The sequence below is a fragment of the Streptomyces hebeiensis genome, assembly GCF_052983195.1.
This window is the reverse complement of sequence record NZ_CM129812.1, coordinates 4,016,471-4,035,137: the sequence shown is the minus strand read 5'-3', so window position 1 is coordinate 4,035,137 and position 18,667 is coordinate 4,016,471. Positions and strand designations below refer to the sequence as shown.

At 69.9% G+C, this 18,667-nt stretch carries 21 protein-coding genes; 12 read left to right on the top strand and 9 right to left on the bottom strand.

Translation table 11 applies throughout. The features are described 5' to 3' along the window. A complete protein-coding gene (locus ACU6P3_RS17575; RefSeq protein ID WP_447193143.1) occupies positions 1-681 on the top strand; it encodes a DUF4276 family protein in 681 nt (226 codons plus the stop codon). 327 nt (positions 682-1,008) lie between these two features. Here ACU6P3_RS17575 and ACU6P3_RS17570 read toward each other — a convergent pair whose 3' ends face one another. Next, entirely contained in the window at positions 1,009-1,188 is a 180-nt protein-coding gene (locus ACU6P3_RS17570) for a hypothetical protein (protein WP_344279534.1), read from the bottom strand. A 120-nt stretch (positions 1,189-1,308) separates the two neighbouring features. Here ACU6P3_RS17570 and ACU6P3_RS17565 point away from each other — a divergent pair, with 120 nt between their 5' ends. From ACU6P3_RS17565 to ACU6P3_RS17555, 3 genes are read left to right on the top strand one after another with little or no spacing between them, the layout of a single operon-like run. Further along, positions 1,309-2,139 carry a helix-turn-helix domain-containing protein gene (locus ACU6P3_RS17565; RefSeq protein ID WP_447193142.1) on the top strand — a complete coding sequence of 277 codons (831 nt, stop codon included), beginning with the start codon at positions 1,309-1,311 and terminating at the stop codon, positions 2,137-2,139. Beyond that, positions 2,136-2,348 (top strand): DUF397 domain-containing protein, encoded by a 213-nt coding sequence (locus ACU6P3_RS17560; protein WP_447193141.1) that lies wholly within the window; start codon positions 2,136-2,138, stop codon positions 2,346-2,348. The genes ACU6P3_RS17565 and ACU6P3_RS17560 overlap by 4 nt, the downstream gene beginning before the upstream one ends. 33 nt (positions 2,349-2,381) lie before the next feature. Then, the gene (locus ACU6P3_RS17555; RefSeq protein ID WP_344279526.1) at positions 2,382-2,594 is read left to right on the top strand and encodes a DUF397 domain-containing protein; all 213 of its coding nucleotides are present in this window, start codon (positions 2,382-2,384) and stop codon (positions 2,592-2,594) included. Positions 2,595-2,638: 44 nt separating this feature from the next. Here ACU6P3_RS17555 and ACU6P3_RS17550 read toward each other — a convergent pair whose 3' ends face one another. Next, a complete protein-coding gene (locus ACU6P3_RS17550; RefSeq protein ID WP_447193140.1) occupies positions 2,639-4,516 on the bottom strand; it encodes an alkaline phosphatase family protein in 1,878 nt (625 codons plus the stop codon). Positions 4,517-4,678: 162 nt separating this feature from the next. Next, positions 4,679-5,125 (bottom strand): hypothetical protein, encoded by a 447-nt coding sequence (locus tag ACU6P3_RS17545; RefSeq protein ID WP_344283342.1) that lies wholly within the window; start codon positions 5,123-5,125, stop codon positions 4,679-4,681. 538 nt (positions 5,126-5,663) lie between these two features. Between ACU6P3_RS17545 and ACU6P3_RS17540 the strand changes: the two genes are divergently transcribed. From ACU6P3_RS17540 to ACU6P3_RS17530, 3 genes are all read left to right on the top strand, one after another. Beyond that, complete coding sequence (locus ACU6P3_RS17540) at positions 5,664-7,076, top strand: family 2B encapsulin nanocompartment shell protein (RefSeq protein WP_447193139.1); 1,413 nt, start codon at positions 5,664-5,666, stop codon at positions 7,074-7,076. Between the two features lie 175 nt (positions 7,077-7,251). Beyond that, positions 7,252-8,727 (top strand): family 2 encapsulin nanocompartment cargo protein terpene cyclase, encoded by a 1,476-nt coding sequence (locus tag ACU6P3_RS17535; protein ID WP_447193138.1) that lies wholly within the window; start codon positions 7,252-7,254, stop codon positions 8,725-8,727. A gap of 5 nt (positions 8,728-8,732) precedes the next feature. Further along, on the top strand, positions 8,733-9,680 hold the full coding sequence (locus ACU6P3_RS17530) for a geranyl diphosphate 2-C-methyltransferase (protein ID WP_447193137.1): 948 nt from the start codon (positions 8,733-8,735) through the stop codon (positions 9,678-9,680). A gap of 143 nt (positions 9,681-9,823) precedes the next feature. Here the strand turns inward: ACU6P3_RS17530 and ACU6P3_RS17525 are convergent, their stop codons facing one another. The 3 genes from ACU6P3_RS17525 to ACU6P3_RS17515 form a co-directional block, all read right to left on the bottom strand. Next, a complete protein-coding gene (locus ACU6P3_RS17525; RefSeq protein ID WP_447193136.1) occupies positions 9,824-10,171 on the bottom strand; it encodes an SCO4225 family membrane protein in 348 nt (115 codons plus the stop codon). A gap of 184 nt (positions 10,172-10,355) precedes the next feature. Next, complete coding sequence (locus ACU6P3_RS17520) at positions 10,356-10,505, bottom strand: hypothetical protein (RefSeq protein ID WP_447193135.1); 150 nt, start codon at positions 10,503-10,505, stop codon at positions 10,356-10,358. Positions 10,506-10,917: 412 nt separating this feature from the next. Continuing rightward, positions 10,918-11,829 carry a YceI family protein gene (locus ACU6P3_RS17515; protein WP_447193134.1) on the bottom strand — a complete coding sequence of 304 codons (912 nt, stop codon included), beginning with the start codon at positions 11,827-11,829 and terminating at the stop codon, positions 10,918-10,920. A gap of 837 nt (positions 11,830-12,666) precedes the next feature. Here ACU6P3_RS17515 and ACU6P3_RS17510 point away from each other — a divergent pair. The 3 genes from ACU6P3_RS17510 (at position 12,667) to ACU6P3_RS17500 (ending at position 15,162) form a co-directional block, all read left to right on the top strand. Then, complete coding sequence (locus ACU6P3_RS17510; RefSeq protein ID WP_447193133.1) at positions 12,667-13,818, top strand: LLM class flavin-dependent oxidoreductase; 1,152 nt, start codon at positions 12,667-12,669, stop codon at positions 13,816-13,818. After that, positions 13,815-14,597: an FMN reductase gene (locus ACU6P3_RS17505; RefSeq protein ID WP_447197934.1), complete on the top strand. Its 783-nt coding sequence runs from the start codon at positions 13,815-13,817 to the stop codon at positions 14,595-14,597. Before ACU6P3_RS17510 ends, ACU6P3_RS17505 begins: the two co-directional genes overlap by 4 nt. 106 nt (positions 14,598-14,703) lie before the next feature. After that, entirely contained in the window at positions 14,704-15,162 is a 459-nt protein-coding gene (locus tag ACU6P3_RS17500; RefSeq protein ID WP_447193132.1) for a universal stress protein, read from the top strand. Between the two features lie 55 nt (positions 15,163-15,217). Here ACU6P3_RS17500 and ACU6P3_RS17495 read toward each other — a convergent pair whose 3' ends face one another. Beyond that, a complete protein-coding gene (locus ACU6P3_RS17495) occupies positions 15,218-15,655 on the bottom strand; it encodes a hypothetical protein (protein WP_447193131.1) in 438 nt (145 codons plus the stop codon). 178 nt (positions 15,656-15,833) lie between these two features. Between ACU6P3_RS17495 and ACU6P3_RS17490 the strand changes: the two genes are divergently transcribed. Both ACU6P3_RS17490 and ACU6P3_RS17485 read left to right on the top strand, forming a co-directional pair. Continuing rightward, positions 15,834-16,829, top strand: a complete 996-nt coding sequence (locus ACU6P3_RS17490) for a hypothetical protein (protein ID WP_447193130.1) — start codon at positions 15,834-15,836, stop codon at positions 16,827-16,829. Between the two features lie 63 nt (positions 16,830-16,892). Then, positions 16,893-17,456, top strand: coding sequence for a DUF7144 family membrane protein (locus tag ACU6P3_RS17485; RefSeq protein ID WP_199813981.1), 564 nt, complete (start codon positions 16,893-16,895; stop codon positions 17,454-17,456). Positions 17,457-17,582: 126 nt separating this feature from the next. Here ACU6P3_RS17485 and ACU6P3_RS17480 read toward each other — a convergent pair whose 3' ends face one another. Then, positions 17,583-18,002: an ATP-binding protein gene (locus ACU6P3_RS17480; RefSeq protein ID WP_051764727.1), complete on the bottom strand. Its 420-nt coding sequence runs from the start codon at positions 18,000-18,002 to the stop codon at positions 17,583-17,585. A gap of 200 nt (positions 18,003-18,202) precedes the next feature. Next, positions 18,203-18,658, bottom strand: a complete 456-nt coding sequence (hslR, locus tag ACU6P3_RS17475; protein ID WP_447193129.1) for an Hsp15 family ribosome-associated heat shock protein — start codon at positions 18,656-18,658, stop codon at positions 18,203-18,205. Positions 18,659-18,667 lie beyond the last annotated feature (9 nt).

Here is an 18,667-nt window from a genome sequence, read left to right as displayed (position 1 = left end):
ATGCGTCAGGTTCACGTACTGGTGGAGGGCGCGACGGAGGAGCGCCTGGTGCAGCAGGTCCTCCAGCCGGAACTGCTCGTGCGGGACATCTGGGTCACCCCGGTCGCGCTCAAGACCCGGCGGGCCGCGGGTCGGCCGCACGACAAAGGCGGGGTGAGCAGGTGGCCCAAGATCGAGCACGACATCCGGGCACTGTTGCGGAACCCGGCTGTCGACACGGTGACCACGATGCTCGATCTGTACGGGTTACCCTCCGACACGCCCGGGCTCTCCGGCGCCCCGGCCGGTGACGCGTACGCTCGCGTCGGCCATATCGAGGAGGCAATGGCACGGGTCATCGACGACGAGCGATTCGTGCCCTTCCTCGTCCTCCACGAGACGGAGGCCTGGGTACTCGCCGCCGCGAACGAACTTGCCGAGCTGATCGAGTCGCCCAGGCTGGCCGACGTACTGCGGTCTCATGTCACTGCCGCGGGCGGCCCCGAACTGGTCAACGACGGCCCCGACACGGCGCCGTCGAAGCGGATCCTGAGGGCACACCCCGCCTACCGCAAGGTCGTGGACGGCCCGGACGCGATCGAGCTTCTCGGCCTGGGCGCCTTGCGCACCGCCTGTCCTCACCTCGACGCCTGGTTGAAGCGCCTGGAATCCGAATCCGGCAGCCGAGACCGCTCCTCCTGACAAAAACCGACTGGCGCGCACCCGGACGGGCTGAGTTCCACCAACACCATGCCGGCACCCCGTATACGCCCCGGAGAGTTCTTCACAGCCCTCCGCGCCGACTCCATTTGTTGCGTTCGGCGACGCGTTCACTGAGCGTTTGGACACGAGAGGGCGGCTCGACCTCCTTCTGGCCGGACGGGCACAGGGAATGCCCGCAGTCGCACGGCGGCCAGTGACGTTCCGGCGATACCGGCGATACCGGCGGCGGTTTGGGTACGGCGAGAATTCCGTCCCGGCCGAACCTCGCCATCAATACGGACAGCAGTCGCCGCGCCTTGCTCGGTGTCATTCCGTCTCTCGCTCCAGTCGCTTCAGTCCGCGGAGCACGCGCTCCAGCAGCTCATACGTCACGGGGTCGTAGACCCGGGGAACGGACTCGGGCACGAGACGCCAGAAGCCGCCGGCATGGACGGTCGCCTCGAGCTCGGCCGTGGCGACCGCGGTTCCGGGGGATTGCTCGCGCATACGGAGGTCACACCTTCTGTCATCGAGTTGTCACGTTCCGCATACAAGGATGGGCGTTTCCGCGTAGGATCAGAAGTCGTTTATGTCCCAATCCCTTCCCAGGGAAAAGGAGTTGGAGCGATGCCCCCTCGACCGCGTGAACTGACACCCGACCGCTCGGCACGCGATTTGTTCGGCGCGGAAATGCGTCGCTTCCGGGAACGGGCGGGCATGAGCCTGGAAAGCCTGGCGGACGTCCTGCGGTACGGGAAGAGTTCACTGGCCCGGTACGAGACGGCGGAGGCGATGATCCCGCCGGACCTGCCGGCACGGCTGGACGCGGCGTTCGGGTCGGACGGGCTGTTCGGGAAGCTGTACGGGCTGGCGAAGCACGAAGTCCATCCGGACCAGTTCCGGCGCCTGATGAAACTCGAAGCCCAGGCACGCGTCATCCAGGAGTACACAGGCCAGTTGATGCCTGGGCTGCTCCAGACCAAGGCGTACGCACGCGCGCTCTTCCGGTTCCACTATCCGAAGGCCACATCGGAGGGTATCGAGGAACTCGTCACGGCCCGCATCAGCCGTCAGGCGCTCCTGCACGCGGATCCGGCGCCTCACTTCTCGCTGATCCTTGACGAGGCGGTGTTGCTCCGCCCGTTCGGCACGGCGGAAACCATGCGTGAGCAACTGTCCCGCTTGGTGGAGGAAGCGCTCACGTCCACAAGCATCGTTCAAGTTCTCCCGTTCTCACACGGGGGACATGCTCTCGCAGGGGGCTCATCGAAGTTGATGACCTTCGAAGACCGCACACAGGCCGTCTGGGAAGAGAACAGCGTGAGTGGGACGCTGTTCGAGGAGAAGACCGTCGTCGACGACCGGCACCGGACCTACGATCTGCTCAGGGCGTGCGCTCTGTCGCCGATGGATACGGCGAGCCTGATCCGCCGTAAAATGGAGGAGCTCTACTCATGAGTCCGAGCCACGGCCTCGCGCTCACCAAGTGGGTGAGGTCGTCGTACAGCGGCACCGGGGGCAACAACTGCGTCGAATGGGCTCCGGCCCATGTCGCCGCCTCCGGCGTCGTACCCGTACGGGACAGCAAGAACCCGGACGGGCCCGCGCTCGCGCTCGCCCCGCAGGCCTGGGCAGACTTCGTCGCCCACGCCGCCGACCAGGCCTAGCCGTACGTCACTCCGAACGGAGGCGCTCCCCTGATGAGCACGTCCCTCGACCTCGCCCCCGACGACTGGGTCAAGTCGTTCCACAGCAAAGGCAACAGCAGTTGCCTCGAATGGGCTCCCGCCTACATCGTCACCTCGGGCCTCGTGCCCATCCGGGACAGCAAGACCCCCGACGGGCCCGCCCTCACCCTCTCGCCCCACGCCTGGGCCCACTTCGTCAGGCACGCCGCAGCGGCCAGGGCGTAACCGGCGGCCCGCGACCGGCACCCGGCAACCGCGGCCCCCGACCGTCAGCGGGCCGCCTGCGTCGCGGCGCGCGGGGACGCCGGGTAGGGCTTCGAGCCGTACGCCGTCATGAAACGGTCGCGGAAGCGGTCCATGCGCCAGACCGGGGCGTCCGGGGCCGGGTTCAGGCCGTCCTGCCAGTTCCAGCCGGAGATCCGCTCCAGCACGGCCGGGTCGTGGGCGATGATCGAGACCGGTACGTCGCGGCCGGCGTTCTCGCCGGTGACCGTCTTGTTGGGCTGGTGGTCGCCCAGGACGACGAGCACGGTGTCCTCGTCGCCGTACCGCTGTACGTAGTCGATGAGGTTGCTCATCGTGTACTCGATGGAACGGCGGTACTCGGTGCGCACCTTCTCGGGGTCCGTCCAGACCTCTTTCGGGTCCTTGGCCGCCTTGCGGATGTCGTGGTAGACCGAGCCGTCGCCGAGCTCGTCCCAGCCGACCGTCTCGGGCAGCGGCGCCCAGGGGTTGTGCGTGGAGACGAGGATCATCTCCGTCATCAGGGGCGGGCGGTCCTTCTTGCCGTGTTCGAGGCGCTCGAAGGCCATCAGGTTGAACTGGTCGGGGACGGGCGCCCAGCTGAACTTCGGGCCCTTGTAGCCGAGGTCGCGGGAGTCGTAGATGTTGTCGAGGCCGAAGAACTTGCCCTCCGGCCAGGCCCGGGTGACGCCCGGCACGATGCCGACCGTCCGCCAGTCGCCCGCGCGCTTGAAGGCGCTGGTGAGCGTCAGGCGGTGGTTCGACGTCACGCTGCGGTAGCGCTGCTGGTTGTCGACCCACAGACCGGACATGAAGGTGGTGTGGGCCATCCAGCTGCCGGCGCCCGAGACGGGTGAGGTGAGGAAGGCGCTGCGGGAGGAGAACCCGGCCGCGCTCAGCTTCTCGTTCCCGTCGTCCAGCACCTTGTCGATCCGTGGCGCGATCCCCGGGTCCTCGACGGCGCTGCGGCCGTAGCTCTCGACGAAGGCGAAGATGACGTCCTTGCCGCGCAGCGCGGTCAGCAGCTCATCGGGCGGGGTGTTCTCGAAGTCGTCCTTCGCGGCCTCCTTGGCGAAGGCCTTCTCGTCCTTGATCCCCGCGCTCACCTGGTCCGCGCGGTACTGCACCCACTCGGTGGTCCGCTTCGAGGCGACCGGTACGCCCGCGATCTGCAGCCCGAGCGCGGCGCAGGCGACCCAGACCGTACCGACGACGAAGGTGCCCGGGGCGGTCACGGGGCTGTGCCGGGCCATGAGGTCGCTCAGCCGTACGACCGACAGCGCGATGAGGGCGAGCAGGCCGGCCGCGAGGGCCACGACCCCGATCGCCACGCCGGTCGCGCCGGCCGCGCCGAGCGTGTCCCGCAGGAACGACTCCGCGTCGTCGAACAGGATCCAGTCCAGGACCGGGTCGAACGGCCGGTCGAGCACCTGGTAGAAGCCCATGTCGGTGAGCTTCAGGAGGGTCAGCAGACCGAGCCCCGTCCCCGCCGCGACCGCGACCGCCTTTCTGGGCCTCGGCGGCAGGAGGAGCAGGAGCGCGGCACCGAGGATGCCCTCCTCCGGTATCTGGACGAAGAAGCCGGGGGTGAGGGCGGAGATCTGGTTGGGCAGGACGAGGGCGACGAAGACGAGGAGGGCGGCGAGGCCGGTGGCCACCCGGGAGCGGGTGGTGGTCCGTGGGGGGACGGGATGCACGTCCGGCGCGGCGACGGGCTGCCCGTCCCGCTCGGCGACGAGGTGCACGTCCGGCGCGGCGACGGGCTGCCCGTCCCGCTCGGCGCGCGGGACAGGCAGCACCCCGTCCCCTTCCCCGTCCTTGCTCTCGGCTTTCTCGTCGTTCTCATCGTTCTGGTCGTTCTCGTCCTTCTCAGGCAGCTGACGAGAGTCCGTGGAGCGCGACAACCCGCAGATCCTTCCGTGCGAAGCCCGGTGGTGACACGCGGACCAGGCTCGGGAAGTCGGGGCCGCCACCATCTGTACGGCCTGTCTGCGGTTCCGGTTCAATCAACACCGGCCGCCGGTCAGAGAAATGGACCGGGGGCCGGTGGACCGGAGGCCGGGGGATCACTTCCCTGAGGTGTAACCGACCACGGCGTTGCTGTCGTTGTAGATCACTTTCCCGCTCGCCGTGGTACCGAAGGTGTTGAAGATGATGATGTAACGGCTGGTGCCCCCGTACCGCCCGTCGGGGAGGTTGTAGTTGCACCACTTCGTCGTGTTGGCGCCGCTCTTGTTGACGCACTGCCCCTTACGGACGATCTTGTTGTTGTTCTTGCGGTCGTAGACGTGCCACTTCGACACCGACCGGTAGCCGTCCTTCCAGTTGTCGTGGACGGCCAGCTTGTCCCCGTCGGAGTAGAAGCAGGTGGTGCCGGCCTTCGCGAAGCCCAGGCTGCAGAACTTGGTCTTCCCGAGCACCGGCGCGGCCTGCGCCGGGCTCACGGCGAGCCCCACGCCCAGGGCGGTCGCGATGGCGGTGCCAACCGCCGCCTGTACGATCTGTCGCTTCATTCGTTCCCCCGTGCTGATCGATGTCACTGTCGGACACACTCCGCATAACAGCGTGATGCAGAGATGCATAACAGTGTCACAGCGTGGCGCCGACGGGCAACAGGGTGCGCGAGGAATCTCGCGTGCGCTTGGTTGCGATACATGCGATACAGGGGCAGCGCGAGGGCGGCCGGACGCCGGACGGAGGCCGCGTACACCGCCGGCCGCTCCCCGTACGACGCGGTCCGCCGCGCCCGTACGAGGCGACCGGCGGGTCCGTACGACGCGACCGGCAGGCCGGAGGGCGGCTCCTCGCTCCGAGCGCACGGCGACTGCGCCCGAACACCGCTTGCCACCCGGGCAAACTTCCGAGCGAGCAAGATCATCATATCGAGTTAATGTCAACGGCTTCTCTGGGCCGATCGGGCGGGCCGGTCGCTAGTGTTCCCAGGAATCTGGACGGATTCCCGGATGTTCATCCCTCTTTTTCCTCTTTCTCAGTTTTCTCGGTGACGCGTACGCATGCCGTCCGCCGCCCTTACGAAGGAGAGCTCGCCCGATGACTGTTGACACCAGCCCGGAAGCCCAGCCGGAGTCGCCTCGGCAGTCCAGCCTGAGTACGGCGGCTGCCCGCAACCTCGCCACCACGACGAAGTCCGCCCCGCAGATGCAGGAGATCACCTCCCGCTGGCTGCTGCGGACGCTCCCCTGGGTGGAGACCAAGGGCGGCGCCTACCGGGTGAACCGTCGGCTGAGCTACACCGTCGGTGACGGGCGCGTCGAGTTCATCCAGGACGGTGCCGACGTCCGGGTGATCCCGCGTGAACTCGGCGAACTGGCCCTGCTGCGCGGCTTCGAGGACGTGGAGGTGCTGACCGCGATCGCCGACCGGTGCGTCCAGCGCGACTTCCGGGCCGGTGAAACGCTGGTCGAGCGCGGTACGTCCGCCGAGCAACTGCACCTGATCGCCCATGGCCGCGTCAGCCGGACCACCGTCGGCAAGTACGGCGACGAGGTCGCCGTGGCCGTACTCGCCGACGGCGACCACTTCGGCGAGGACGTCCTGCTGGACGAGGACGCCCGGTGGGAGTCCACCGCGACCGCCGAGACCGCCGGCACCCTGCTCACCCTCTCCCGCGCCGACTTCGCCGCCGTACTGTCCTCGGCGCCGAGCCTCCAGGCCCACATCCAGCAGTTCAGCTCGCTCCCCCACCAGCGGCAGAACCGTCACGGCGAGGCCGAGATCGCGATGTCGGCCGGACACACCGGGGAGCCCGCGCTGCCCGGCGCGTTCGTCGACTACGAACTGAAGCCGCGCGAGTACGAACTCTCCGTCGCGCAGACCGTCCTGCGGGTCCACACCAGGGTCGCCGACCTCTACAACGGGCCGATGAACCAGACCGAGGAGCAGCTCAGGCTCACCATCGAGGCGCTGCGCGAGCGCCAGGAGCACGAGCTGATCAACAACCGGGAGTTCGGCCTGCTGCACAACGCCGACTTCAAGCAGCGCATCCAGACCCACTCCGGCCCGCCGACCCCCGACGACCTGGACGAACTGCTCAGCCGTCGCCGCGGCTCCAAGTTCTTCCTCGCCCATCCCAGGGCGATCGCGGCGATCGGGCGCGAGTTCAACTCCCGCGGGCTCTACCCGAACCACGTCGACCTCGGCGGGCAGCAGGTCCCGGCGTGGCGCGGGGTCCCGATCCTGCCCTGCAACAAGATCCCCATCAGTAAGGAGAACACCAGCTCGATCCTCGTCATGCGCACCGGCGAGGAGAACCAGGGCGTCGTCGGTCTGCGCCAGACGGGGCTGCCGGAGGAGTACGAACCGGGGCTGTCGGTGCGCTTCATGGGCATCGACGAGAGGTCGATCATCTCCTACCTCGTCACCACCTACTACTCCGCCGCGATCCTCGTGCCGGACGCGCTCGGTGTCCTGGAGAACGTGCAGATCGCCCGCAGGCGCGACTAGTTCCCCTCAGCCGCCGGCGCCCCGCACCAGTGCCCCTCCCGGCACCAGTGCCCCTCCCGGCACCAGGTCGTGTCCGGCAGCCGCGCCCGCCCGGCCGGGCCGGTCCTGCCGAGCGCGCCGGGGCACCGGGGCACCGGGGCACCGGGGACAGCCCCCACCCACCACGGAGTCATGGATGCCCGCCCCTGAGCTTTCCCCTCCACAGTCGAGCCTGCCCGCGGCCGCCGCCCGCTTCGGGGCGGACGCCCTCGCCGACGCGGCCGCGCGCGCCCGCGACATCGAGGCCGCCACCGGCGGCCGGCCCGTCGTACCTTCGCCGTCCGCACCACTCACCGTCGGCAGCGGGGCCCTCGACACCCACGCCGCCGACACCCCGGCCGACGAGGTAGGGACACCGAGCGCCGCCCCGGAACGGAGCGCCGCCCTGGAACGGATCCTGCGTGGTCCCAGCGGCCTGGGCACGGCGAGCCTGCACCTGGCCCGGCGCGGGGAGCCGTCGGGGCCGGAGACGTTGGAGTCGCCGAAGCCGCTGGAGTCGCTGGAGTCGCCGAAGCCGTCGGCGGCCCCGGGCCCCCCGGCGGCTCCCGTACCCCTGGCAGCCCCGGTAGCCCTGTCGACTCCCGTAGCCCCAACGGATCCGGCTGCCTCGGCAGCTCCGGCAGCTCCGGCTGAAGGCATTCCGATCCCGGGCCTGTACTACCACCCGGTGCCGGAGCCCGACCCCGTGCGGGTGGCGGAGGTCAGCCGCAGGATCAAGGCCTGGGCCCTGGACGAGGTCGATCTGTACCCCGAGGACTGGGAGGACCAGTTCGACGGCTTCTCCGTGGGCCGCTACATGGTCGCCTGCCACCCGGACGCCCCCACCGTCGACCACCTGATGCTCGCCACGCGTCTGATGGTCGCCGAGAACGCGGTGGACGACTGCTACTGCGAGGACCACGGAGGCTCGCCCATCGGCCTCGGCGGACGCCTGCTGCTGGCGCACACCGCCCTCGACCCGCTGCACACGACGGAGGAGTACGCGCCGCGGTGGGCCGAGTCGCTCCACTCGGACGCGCCCCGACGCGCGTACCGCTCCGCCATGGAGCACTTCGTCCACATGGCCAGCCCCTCCCAGGCCGACCGGTTCCGGCACGACATGGCCCGGCTGCACATGGGGTACCTCGCCGAAGCGGCCTGGGCCGAGACGGACCACGTACCCGAGGTGTGGGAGTACCTGGCGATGCGCCAGTTCAACAACTTCCGCCCCTGCCCCACCATCACCGACGCCGTCGGCGGCTACGAACTGCCCGCGGACCTGCACGCCCAGCCCGCCATGCAGCGGGTCATCGCGCTCGCCGGGAACGCCACCACCATCGTGAACGACCTGTACTCGTACACCAAGGAACTCGCCGCCCCCGGACGGCACCTGAACCTCCCCGTGGTGCTCGCCGAACGCGAGAGTGTCTCCGTACGCGAGGCCTACCTGAAGGCGGTCGAGGTCCACAACGACCTCATGCACACCTTCGAGGCCGAAGCCGCGTCCCTGGCCGCCGCCTGCCCCGTCCCGAGCGTGCAGCGTTTCCTGCGGGGCGTGGCCGCGTGGGTCGACGGCAACCACTACTGGCACCAGACCAACACCTATCGCTACAGCCTGCCCGACTTCTGGTAAGAAGAATGGATCTGCCCGTGACCAGCACCGAAGAACTCGCCACCGGCGCCTCCGCCGGAACCGCCACCGGCACCGGCACCACCGCCGACGCCTCGGCCGACGCCTCCGTGTTCATCCCCGCCCCGGCGACTCCCTACCAGGGGGACATCGCCCGCTACTGGGACGGCGAGGCCAGGCCCGTGAACCTGCGCCTCGGCGATGTCGACGGCCTCTACCACCACCACTACGGCATCGGCGAGGTGGACCACGCCGCTCTGGGCGACGCCCAGGACAGCACGTACGAGAAGAAGCTGATCGCCGAGCTCCACCGCCTGGAGTCGGCGCAGGCCGAACTCCTGCTGGACCACCTCGGCCCCATCGGGCGCGACGACACGCTCGTGGACGCCGGCTGCGGGCGCGGCGGCTCGATGGTCATGGCCCACCAGCGCTTCGGGTGCCGGGTCGAGGGCGTCACGCTGTCGGCCAAGCAGGCCGACTTCGCCAACCGGCGTGCCCGCGATCTCGGCATCGAGGACCACGTCCGCGCCCGCGTCTGCAACATGCTGGGCATGCCCTTCGAGACCGGGCAGGCCGCGGCCTCGTGGAACAACGAGTCGAGCATGTACGTCGACCTGCAGGACCTCTTCGCCGAGCACTCCCGCGTCCTCGCGGTCGGCGGCCGTTACGTGACCATCACCGGCTGCTGGAACCCGCGCTACGGGCAGCCCTCGAAGTGGGTCTCCCAGATCAACGCGCACTTCGAATGCAACATCCACTCCCGCCGGGAGTACCTGCGCGCCATGGCCGACAACCGCCTCGTACCCCAGGCCGTCATCGACCTCACCCCCGCCACCCTGCCGTACTGGGAGCTGCGGGCCACGTCCTCACTCGTCACAGGCATCGAGGACGCGTTCATCAATTCCTACAAGGACGGCTCCTTCCAGTACGTCCTGATCGCGGCCGACCGCGTCTGAACGCCTCTGACTGCGTCTGGCCGCGTCCGACCGCGTCCGACCACCTGCCGCGACCGGAAGAGCCGGGCCCGTCAGCCAACGTGACGGACCCGGCTCTTCCGTACCGCTCGTACGCGGAAGGACAGGAGGAAAAGTCCCGACGGTCACGCCTGACGCGGGTGCGCGGTGCGCGGCCGGTGGCGGAGCAGGCGTACGAAGGCCCCGATGGCCGCCGCCTGGATCAGCACCGAGAGCACGAGCGTGGAGAAGAAGAAGGGCGAGGACTCCGCGACCGCCTCACCGAGCAGATCGCCGCCGAGGAAGAACGCGAAGATCGTCGGAGCGGCGAGGAAACCGAGCCACACCCCCGCGAGCGAGGCGTCCTCGTGCGCGACGAAGAGCGTGTCGATGCCGACCCATACGGCCACGGCCACGACCAGGCCCAGATAGACCTGCGAGGCGCGGTTGCCGAAGGTCAGCCGCGCGAGACCGGTCAGTCGTTCCGATTTCATGATGTTCTCCCCTGGAGTCGCTGTGTCCCTTCCAGGGTGAAACAAGTCGAACGCGCGTGCCTGAGTGCTCCTACTCATTCACCACTCACGCCACCACGCGTCCCGCGCTGGGCAGCGAGACGAAGGACCACTCACCCACGGTAGGTGCCGACCTCTCCGGCACCCAAGAGGCGGCACAGAACGCTCAGGGCCGCCGTACCGCGGTCACCAGCAATGTATCCGCGGTGCGCGGCCCCGCGACCGTGGACGGCAACATGTCCACGGTGATCCCGGCGAATCCGGACTCGTCCAGGACCTTGACCCACACGTGTTCCTGGAGAACCCAGTGGCGCATCGTGGTCGCGTTTCCTTCCGGGGTCTTCGCTAGCATCATCTACGAATTGGCGGAACGGCATCCGCGCACCAGCGGCGTTCATGAGCTGCATACCGCTGTAGGCCGGCAGGGACGTCAACGGCCCGCTCGAAGACCGGAGACCACTCCGGTTCGAGAGCCGACCGGCCGGGGACGACGGCGCGGGCCGAACGCCCCCGCCGACCTCGCCGGACAACGGGAAATGCTGGTCGAGTTTTGAGCTGCCAGTCCTAGTGCCGCGACCGGCAGGGTTTGCCCGTCAAGGAGCGGCGTCCGGTGCGTGTGATCGCAAGGCGGCCAGAAGTCCATGTAGCGGAGCTACCTGGACTTGTGGCCAACGCGGCGAGCGCGCGTGCCGGGCGTCGCGACGGGGCAAACGTTGCCGGGAGGGGCACTAGTCCGGCGGCGTCGGCGTCTCGTCGCAGCGGAACATCACCTGGATGTCCAGTTCCAGCTGGATCGTCGGGCCCACGATCGCGATTCCCCGCGCCAGCATGTTGCGCCAGTTCAGGGTGTACTCCTCGCGGTGGAGTTCCGTCCGCGCCTTGGCGGCGCAGCGGAGTTCCTCACCGTAACCGCCGTTGACGGAGCCCAGGTAGTCCGTTTCCAGTTTCACCGTCCGGCTTATGCCGTGCAGCGAGAGCGAGCCGTGCACGGTCCATTTGTTTCCGGGGTGCCGCTGGAAGCGCTGGCTGGCGAAATGGATTTCCGGGTAATTCTCCACGTCGAGGAAGTCCGCCGAACGCAGATGGTTGTCCCGAGTCTTGTTGCCGGTGGTGATGCTGGACGCGTCGATGGTGCACTCGGCGTACGAGTCCTCCGGGCGTTCCGCGACCTGTACGCCGCCGTCGAACCGGGTGAAGCGGCCGTGCACATTGGCCATGCCGACGTGCCGCGCGATGAAACGTATCGCGGTGTGCGGCGGGTCGAAGAGCCAGATGCCCGGCTGCGGGGGGTCGAGGGGGCGGGAGCGCTCCAGGGTGATCGGGGACAGCACCTGCTTGCCCGCGTAGATGTCCACCGTCACTTGCGCGGGAAGCAGACCCTCAGAGGCGACCAGGACGGAGTAGCGGCCGGTGGGGAGCCCGGCGGTGAAGGTGCCGAAGGGGTCGGTGCGGCCGGCCATCACGACATGGCCGGTGTGGTTCGCCGTCACCTGGACGTCCGCGCCGTCCAGAGGGTGGCCGTTGGGCTCGCCGACTTCGAGGGCGAGCACTCCCGCGGTCAGGGGGATCCGGGACAGGAGCGCCGATCCTCTGCCGCTGCTGTTCGACCTCGGACGGCGCTTGAGGAATGCAAGGCCCACGATGACTGCCTTCTTCGCGTGACGGGTGGTTCGTTCGCCGGGGGGAGCCGTCGGTCCGCGTGGCGCGCGGGGCGACCGGCCGGGAGCCGGCGGCCGACCGGGAACCCGTCGGCCTCGCCCCTCGGCCGTCGGCGGACAGCCCGCCGGCCGGCAGGTCCGCCGACCGGTGATCAGCCCCGGAACGGGCTTTTCCTTGCGATCGTAGACCAGTGATCCGGCCTTCAACTTCGGGCATGTGAACACTGTTTGCGCGGCCCGCGGACCCGGCGACACGGAAATCTATTGCCCGTCACCGTCCGCCCGGCCCGGACACGTTCACATAACGTACGGGTCTGCCGCCTCCGTACGAGCCCGAATGCGGCCACGAATGGGCGTCGATACGGCGGGACTTGACGGGCCGTAACTATTACGCCGCCCCTCGGCGGGACCGCCACGGAGCATTTCCGACTCAACTCCATGTGACTTCAGCGTGAAGCTTCCCGACCCACCCGCAACCCCTTCGTCGCAATGTGCGAGTGTGGTGAATATGGCGGGTGTCACAGCCGCGCCCGCCCGGTCCGCACGACGGGCGCGTTCGCACGGCTTTCGGTCGGACACACGCGGTCACCGGAGGCCGCCCACCCCCTGCCCGGTCACCGTGGATCGGAGGACCGCCATCGGAGCCCCGGCCATCGGAGCCCCGTCACCGGGGTCCCGTCACCGGGGCGCCGCCGCTGGAACCCCGGCCGCTGGAGGCCCGCCGCCGGCGTAGCGCCTCCCGGAATACCGATCAGGCCTTCGCCGTTATAGAGTACGACTCAGTTTAAGATTCAACTACAAGAGAGGCGAGTGGCCGCGATGCAGTTCGGGATTTTCACCGTCGGTGATGTCACGGCCGACCCGACCACCGGGCGTACGCCGACCGAGCACGAGCGGATCACGTCGATGGTCGCCATCGCGCGGAAGGCCGAGGAGGTCGGACTCGACGTCTTCGCCACCGGGGAGCACCACAACCCGCCGTTCGTGCCCTCCTCGCCGACCACCATGCTCGGTTACATCGCCGCCACCACGGAGCGGCTGATCCTGTCCACCTCCACCACCCTGATCACCACGAACGACCCGGTGAAGATCGCCGAGGACTTCGCGATGCTCCAGCACCTGGCCGGCGGGCGCGTCGACCTGATGATGGGGCGCGGCAACACGGGACCGGTCTATCCGTGGTTCGGCCAGGACATCCGCCAGGGCATCCCGCTCGCCGTCGAGAACTACGCGCTGCTGCACAAGCTGTGGCGCGAGGACGTCGTCGACTGGGAGGGGAACTTCCGTACGCCGCTGCAGGGCTTCACGTCCACGCCCCGGCCGCTGGACGGCGTGCCTCCGTTCGTCTGGCACGGTTCCATCCGCTCGCCCGAGATCGCCGAGCAGGCCGCCTACTACGGGGACGGCTTCTTCGCGAACAACATCTTCTGGCCCAAGGAGCACTTCCAGAAGCTGATCCGCCTCTACCGCGCGCGGTACGCGCACTACGGACACGGCACCCCCGAGCAGGCGATCGTCGGCCTCGGCGGCCAGGTGTTCATGCGGCGGAACTCGCAGGACGCGGTGCGGGAGTTCCGGCCGTACTTCGACAACGCGCCGGTGTACGGGCACGGGCCCTCCCTGGAGGAGTTCACCGAGCAGACCCCGCTGACCGTGGGCAGCCCGCAGGAGGTCATCGACAAGACGCTGACCTTCCGGGAGTCCTTCGGCGACTACCAGCGGCAGCTGTTCCTGGTGGACCACGCGGGGCTGCCGCTGAAGACCGTGCTGGAGCAGCTGGACCTGCTGGGCGAGGAAGTCGTCCCCGTCCTGCGCAAGGAGTTCGCCGCGCTGCGCCCGGCGGGGGTGCCGGACGGGCCGGTGCACCCGGCTGCGGCGGGCGGCAAGGCCGGCGCGGCCGGCTCGGCCGGCACTGCTGACGCGGCCGTACTGTCCGGCGGATCCGTACCGTCCGCCGCGAAGGAGGCCTGACCATGGCGGAGCGGACGCCGGAAACGCCGGGGGTCCGGGGAACGGCAGGAGGTCCGGGCCGTACGGAGGCCGTGGTGGCCCCAGGCACCGCGGGAGCGGAAGGAGCCGCGGCCCCGGTACGCGTCGTCGCCGTCTCCGCAGGGCTGGGAGAGCCGTCCTCGACCCGGCTGCTGGCGGACCGGCTGGCCGAGGCCACGACGCGCGAGCTGGCCGCCGAAGACCGGAAGGCCGAGGTCACCGTGGTCGAGCTGCGCGGCCTGGCGGTGGACATCGCCCACCACCTCGTCACCGGCTTCCCCTCGCCCGCGCTACGGGCGGCGCTGGACACCGTGACCGGGGCGGACGGGCTCATCGCGGTCACGCCGGTGTTCGCCGCGTCGTACAGCGGGCTGTTCAAGTCGTTCTTCGACCTGGTCGATCCGGACGCGCTCACCGGTACGCCCGTCCTGCTCGCCGCGACCGGCGGTACCCCGCGCCACTCCCTCGCGGTGGAGCACGCGATGCGCCCGCTCTTCTCGTACCTGCGCGCGCCGACCCTGCCGACCGCGGTCTTCGCGGCGACGGACGACTGGGGCGGGGGCGCCGACGCGTACGCGGGCGGGCTGCCGGCCAGGATCGCCCGGGCGGGCGAGGAGTTCGCACGGCTGCTGCGGGGGCGGGGCGGCGGCCGAGGCGATGGGCCGGGTGCGCATGAGACGAGCACTGGGGCACGGGACGAGTACGACCCGGACACGGTCGTGCCCTTTGAGCAGCTTCTCGCTCGGCGAACGGCGGATTGAGCAGGTTTGTCCGGAGGCGGGAGCGAGTAGCAGAGGAGAGCGGGCGGAAACGACGGCAAACCGCGGGACGACCCCACGACACTCGGCAGTGAACAGGAGAAACCCCATGAGCGGCACGATCGTGATCGGCGTCGACGGCTCCGAGCCTTCGCTGAAGGCCCTGTTCTGGGCCGTACGGCAGGCGGAGCTGACGGGCGACCGGCTGACGGCCGTGATCGGCTGGGAGTATCCGGCGACCGGCTGGGCGGGGATGATGCCGGCCATGCCGGCCGACTTCGACCCGGAGGCCATGGCCCGCCAGATCCTGGACGAGGCGCTGGAGAAGAATCTGCCGCCACGGGTCGCGGCGGGCGTCGAGCGCCGGGTGGTCGCCGCCCCGGCGGCCCAGGCCCTGCTGGAGAGCGTGGCGGACGTGTCCGCGTCCCTGCTGGTGGTGGGCGACCGCGGATACAGCGGTTTCAAGGCGGCGCTGCTGGGATCGGTGAGCCTGCACGTCACCCAGCACGCGACGTGCCCGGTGGTCGTGGTGCGCGGCGAGGCGGCCGGGGGCGGCGACACGGCCTGATCCCCTCGGGGTCCGGCCTGATGCCCCGCGGGTTCCGGCCGGAACCCGGCCGGGGTCAGGGCTCTCTCGTGTAGAAGGCGTAGAACGTTCCGAGGACCGTGGCCGCGCCGAGTGCCAGGCCGATCCCGGAGGACAGCAGCACGCTGTGCCCGGTGAGGCTGTAGAGGAAGCCCATGGCGCAGCCGACGAGGACGCCCCAGGCCCCCGCGCGCAGTTCACGGGGCAGAGCGTGTCCGGTGCGGACCAGGGTGAAGACCAGGACGGCCAGCACGGCGCCGGAGATCAGTGCCAGGGCGAGCTGACCGTAGGAGGCGGAGCCGCCGCTCCGGGCGATGAACTGCGCGTACGCGCCGTAGCCGATGCCCAGGAGCAGGGAGATGCCCGCGGTGCGCAGGGTGGCGAGGGTGCCGGCGTCGAGGGCCGGGGGCCGGGGGCGTCGGAGGTGAACGCCGGAGGGCCTGTGGCTTCCTGGGGGCGCTGCGTGTGTGGTCATGACGGCCGGCTCCTCCTCTTTGTGTCTCGGTCTCTTGCTTCTCGGTCTCTTGTGTCTCCGATTGCTTCCAGCGCACACCTGGGCCCGCCACCCGTCAAACCGGGCCCCGCCCCGCGTTCGTCACCGGGTCGGCCGTCCACCGCTCGCGCCCGCCGTCCGCGCCCCGTTCTCTGGAGGTGTGCGGACAGGACGGGAGAGACGGGAGCTGCGATCGGTGCGGGCCTGCCTCGCCACCGTCCTCACCGTCCTCCTGACCGTCCTCGTCCCTGTCGGCGCCGTCGCCGCCTGGGCCGATCTCGAGATCGGGAACTCCGACCGCTTCGTCTCCGCGATGGCGCCGCTCGCCTCCGACCCCGCCGTACACGAGGCCGTCGCCGACCGGATCACCGACGGCGTGATGGCGCAGCTCGACATGGGCCCCCTCCAGGACGGCGTGCGAAGCCTGCTGCACGAGGCCGTGCTGTCCTTCGCCACCACGGAAGCCTTCGCCAACGCCTGGCGGACGGCGGCCCGCGCCGCCCATCACGCCGCCGTCCACGTCCTCACCAGCGGCGGCGGCAACGTCGTGACCATCGACCTCGCCCAGATCACCGAGCGGGTGAAGGGGCAGCTGGTGCACGACCACGTGCCCTACGCCGACCGCATCCCCGTCCGGCACACCCAGATCACCGCCGTCGAGGCCGAAGGGCTCGGCGTCTGGCGGGATGTGGCGCAGGCGCTCCGGGCGGCGGGCGTCTGGCCGGCCCTGGCGACCGTAGCGCTGTCGGGCGTGATCGTGCTGGTCGCCGTGCGGCGGCGCCGGGCGCTGATCGGGGTCGGGCTCGGGTACGCGGGAGGGGCCATGGTTCTGGCCGTCGTCGTCGCGGTCGCGCGCGGGACGCTGCTCCAGGACCTGCCGGACAACGGTGACCGGGACGCCGCCCGCGCCATCTACGACGCGCTGACCGCTTCGTTGCGCACGACGGCCTGGTCCGTGCTGGCCGGCGGGCTGCTGCTCGCTCTGACCGCCTGGCTGGTGGGACGGCTGAGAAGGCCGAGAAGGCCGGGGGGCGCGCAGGCCAGGCGTACGCCGGAGCCTCCGGACGCCCCGAGTGCGCCGGACACCGACGGTGCCGCTGGAACGACCGGGACGACCCGGCCCGCCCAGCCCGCCGATCCCACGCGTCTTTACTAAATATTTATACCGATCCCACCCTGCCAAATATCCCTTTTGCCCCAATCGACGCACCATGGGGTTATGAGCCACAACACAGCACAGCGACCCCCCACCACCGGCATGGGCACGGGTACGGGCACCGGCACAGGAGCCGGCGCCGGCACCGGAATGGGCATGAGTACGGGCGCCGGCACCGGATACGGCACCGGGGCTCACACGGAGCGAAAGGCCGCCTGGGCTATCGGCGGCAGCTTCTTCGCCGGTGTCCTCATGGTGGTCATAGGGGCTACGGACATACTCCAAGGCGCCACCGCCGTCCGCGGGGATGCATTCCTGGGCCGGGCGACGAACTACGCCTACACCTTCAACCTGGACGCGTGGGGCTGGCTGCACATCGCCCTGGGCATCCTCGTCGCCCTCACGGGCATCGCACTCCTGATGCGGGTCCCGGCGGCCCGGTACGTGGGTATAGCCCTCACGTCACTGGTCCTCGTGTCCCAGTTCATGTACCTGCCCCACCAGCCGTTGTGGGCGATCGTGAACATCGCGCTGTCGGCGTTCATCATCTGGGCGCTGGCGTACGACCACATGGGAGGACGAGGTACGGAGGGACGCACCGAGACCGGATACGGAGGCAGAACCTGATCCATCCCGGCCCCTCAAGGCCCCTCACCCCTCATCCCTTTCCTCTTCCACGCGTTACGGGCGCGGCGCCACGGCTGCCGCGCCCGTAACGCGTCGCCACACACCCAGCCCCCGACCCACCTCGTCTCATCTGCCCCCCGACACCTTGAGCGTCACCCAGACGCGCTTGCCCGGCCCCCGCCGGGGCGCCACCCCCCAGTCGTCCGCGAGCGCCTCGATCAGCGCGAGCCCCCGGCCGCACTCGTCCTCCAGGCCCGGCGTACGCGGCCGGGGCAGGAAGTCCCCGGCGTCCTCGACCTCCAGCCGGATCAGACCGTCGACACGGTGCAGGGTGACGGCGATGTCGCGCCCCGGGGGACTGCCGTGTCGCAGCGCGTTGGTGACGAGCTCGGAGAGGAGGAGTGCGGCGGTCTCCCCCGGATCGCCGGGCAGATCGATGTTCGTGCGAAGGACGTCCCGGGCCCGCCCCACACTGCGGGGATGGCTGGGCAACCGGAACTGGACGAGCTGGTCATACCGGTCGCGCTGTTCACCGTCGAAGGTCATGGAAATGACCTTCCCTGCGGACACCCGTTTTACTTTCCGTGCAACAGGGATGACTGTGTGCAGCTATGGTTGATTGTTGGCCAGTTCTGGACAGACGCCCCGGCGGCGTACGTACGGAACGCCTCGACCGCCCCACTCATCCCGGCCGCCCCGATCGCCCCGGCCGTCTCCCTCCTCCGGGCCGTCGAGCCGTCGGCCCGTCAGCTCTCCCGGCCGCCGTTCGTCCCCGACTCGTCCGGCGCCGCCGCCCGTTGCCGTGCCTGGGACTGCATCAGTGCCTGCAGCCGGTCGAGTTCCCTGCGGTCCCGCTTCGTCGGGCGCCCCGCGCCCCGGTCACGGACGATGACCGGCGCGGTCAGCTCGCGCGGCGGTGGCGGCGGGCTGTTGTCCACGTACGCCTGCACCGCGACCGGTGGGCCGACCCGCTTGCGCAGCAGGCGCGAGACCACCACGACCCGGTCCCGGCCCGCGTGCCGCAGGCGCACCTCGTCGCCCTGCTTGAGCGCGTGCGCGGGCTTGACGCGGTCGCCGTTGACGCGGACGTGGCCCGCACGGCATGCGGCGGCCGCCTGGGAACGTGTCTTGGTGAGCCGTACGGACCAGATCCAGCTGTCGACCCGTACGGTCGTCCCCGCGTCCGATACCTCAGAAGCCATACCCCGAGG

Bases quoted from the DNA above. Each gene is read 5' to 3' on its own strand.
- ACU6P3_RS17480 (WP_051764727.1), bottom strand. From the start codon at position 18,002: ATGACCTTCGACGGTGAACAGCGCGACCGGTATGACCAGCTCGTCCAG.
- ACU6P3_RS17565 (WP_447193142.1), top strand. From the start codon at position 1,309: ATGCCCCCTCGACCGCGTGAACTGACACCCGACCGCTCGGCACGCGAT.
- ACU6P3_RS17530 (WP_447193137.1), top strand. From the start codon at position 8,733: ATGGATCTGCCCGTGACCAGCACCGAAGAACTCGCCACCGGCGCCTCC.
- ACU6P3_RS17570 (WP_344279534.1), bottom strand. From the start codon at position 1,188: ATGCGCGAGCAATCCCCCGGAACCGCGGTCGCCACGGCCGAGCTCGAG.
- ACU6P3_RS17545 (WP_344283342.1), bottom strand. From the start codon at position 5,125: ATGAAGCGACAGATCGTACAGGCGGCGGTTGGCACCGCCATCGCGACC.
- ACU6P3_RS17510 (WP_447193133.1), top strand. From the start codon at position 12,667: ATGCAGTTCGGGATTTTCACCGTCGGTGATGTCACGGCCGACCCGACC.
- ACU6P3_RS17575 (WP_447193143.1), top strand. From the start codon at position 1: ATGCGTCAGGTTCACGTACTGGTGGAGGGCGCGACGGAGGAGCGCCTG.
- ACU6P3_RS17520 (WP_447193135.1), bottom strand. From the start codon at position 10,505: ATGCGCCACTGGGTTCTCCAGGAACACGTGTGGGTCAAGGTCCTGGAC.
- ACU6P3_RS17540 (WP_447193139.1), top strand. From the start codon at position 5,664: ATGACTGTTGACACCAGCCCGGAAGCCCAGCCGGAGTCGCCTCGGCAG.
- ACU6P3_RS17525 (WP_447193136.1), bottom strand. From the start codon at position 10,171: ATGAAATCGGAACGACTGACCGGTCTCGCGCGGCTGACCTTCGGCAAC.
- ACU6P3_RS17560 (WP_447193141.1), top strand. From the start codon at position 2,136: ATGAGTCCGAGCCACGGCCTCGCGCTCACCAAGTGGGTGAGGTCGTCG.
- ACU6P3_RS17495 (WP_447193131.1), bottom strand. From the start codon at position 15,655: ATGACCACACACGCAGCGCCCCCAGGAAGCCACAGGCCCTCCGGCGTT.
- ACU6P3_RS17535 (WP_447193138.1), top strand. From the start codon at position 7,252: ATGCCCGCCCCTGAGCTTTCCCCTCCACAGTCGAGCCTGCCCGCGGCC.
- hslR (WP_447193129.1), bottom strand. From the start codon at position 18,658: ATGGCTTCTGAGGTATCGGACGCGGGGACGACCGTACGGGTCGACAGC.
- ACU6P3_RS17555 (WP_344279526.1), top strand. From the start codon at position 2,382: ATGAGCACGTCCCTCGACCTCGCCCCCGACGACTGGGTCAAGTCGTTC.
- ACU6P3_RS17500 (WP_447193132.1), top strand. From the start codon at position 14,704: ATGAGCGGCACGATCGTGATCGGCGTCGACGGCTCCGAGCCTTCGCTG.
- ACU6P3_RS17485 (WP_199813981.1), top strand. From the start codon at position 16,893: ATGAGCCACAACACAGCACAGCGACCCCCCACCACCGGCATGGGCACG.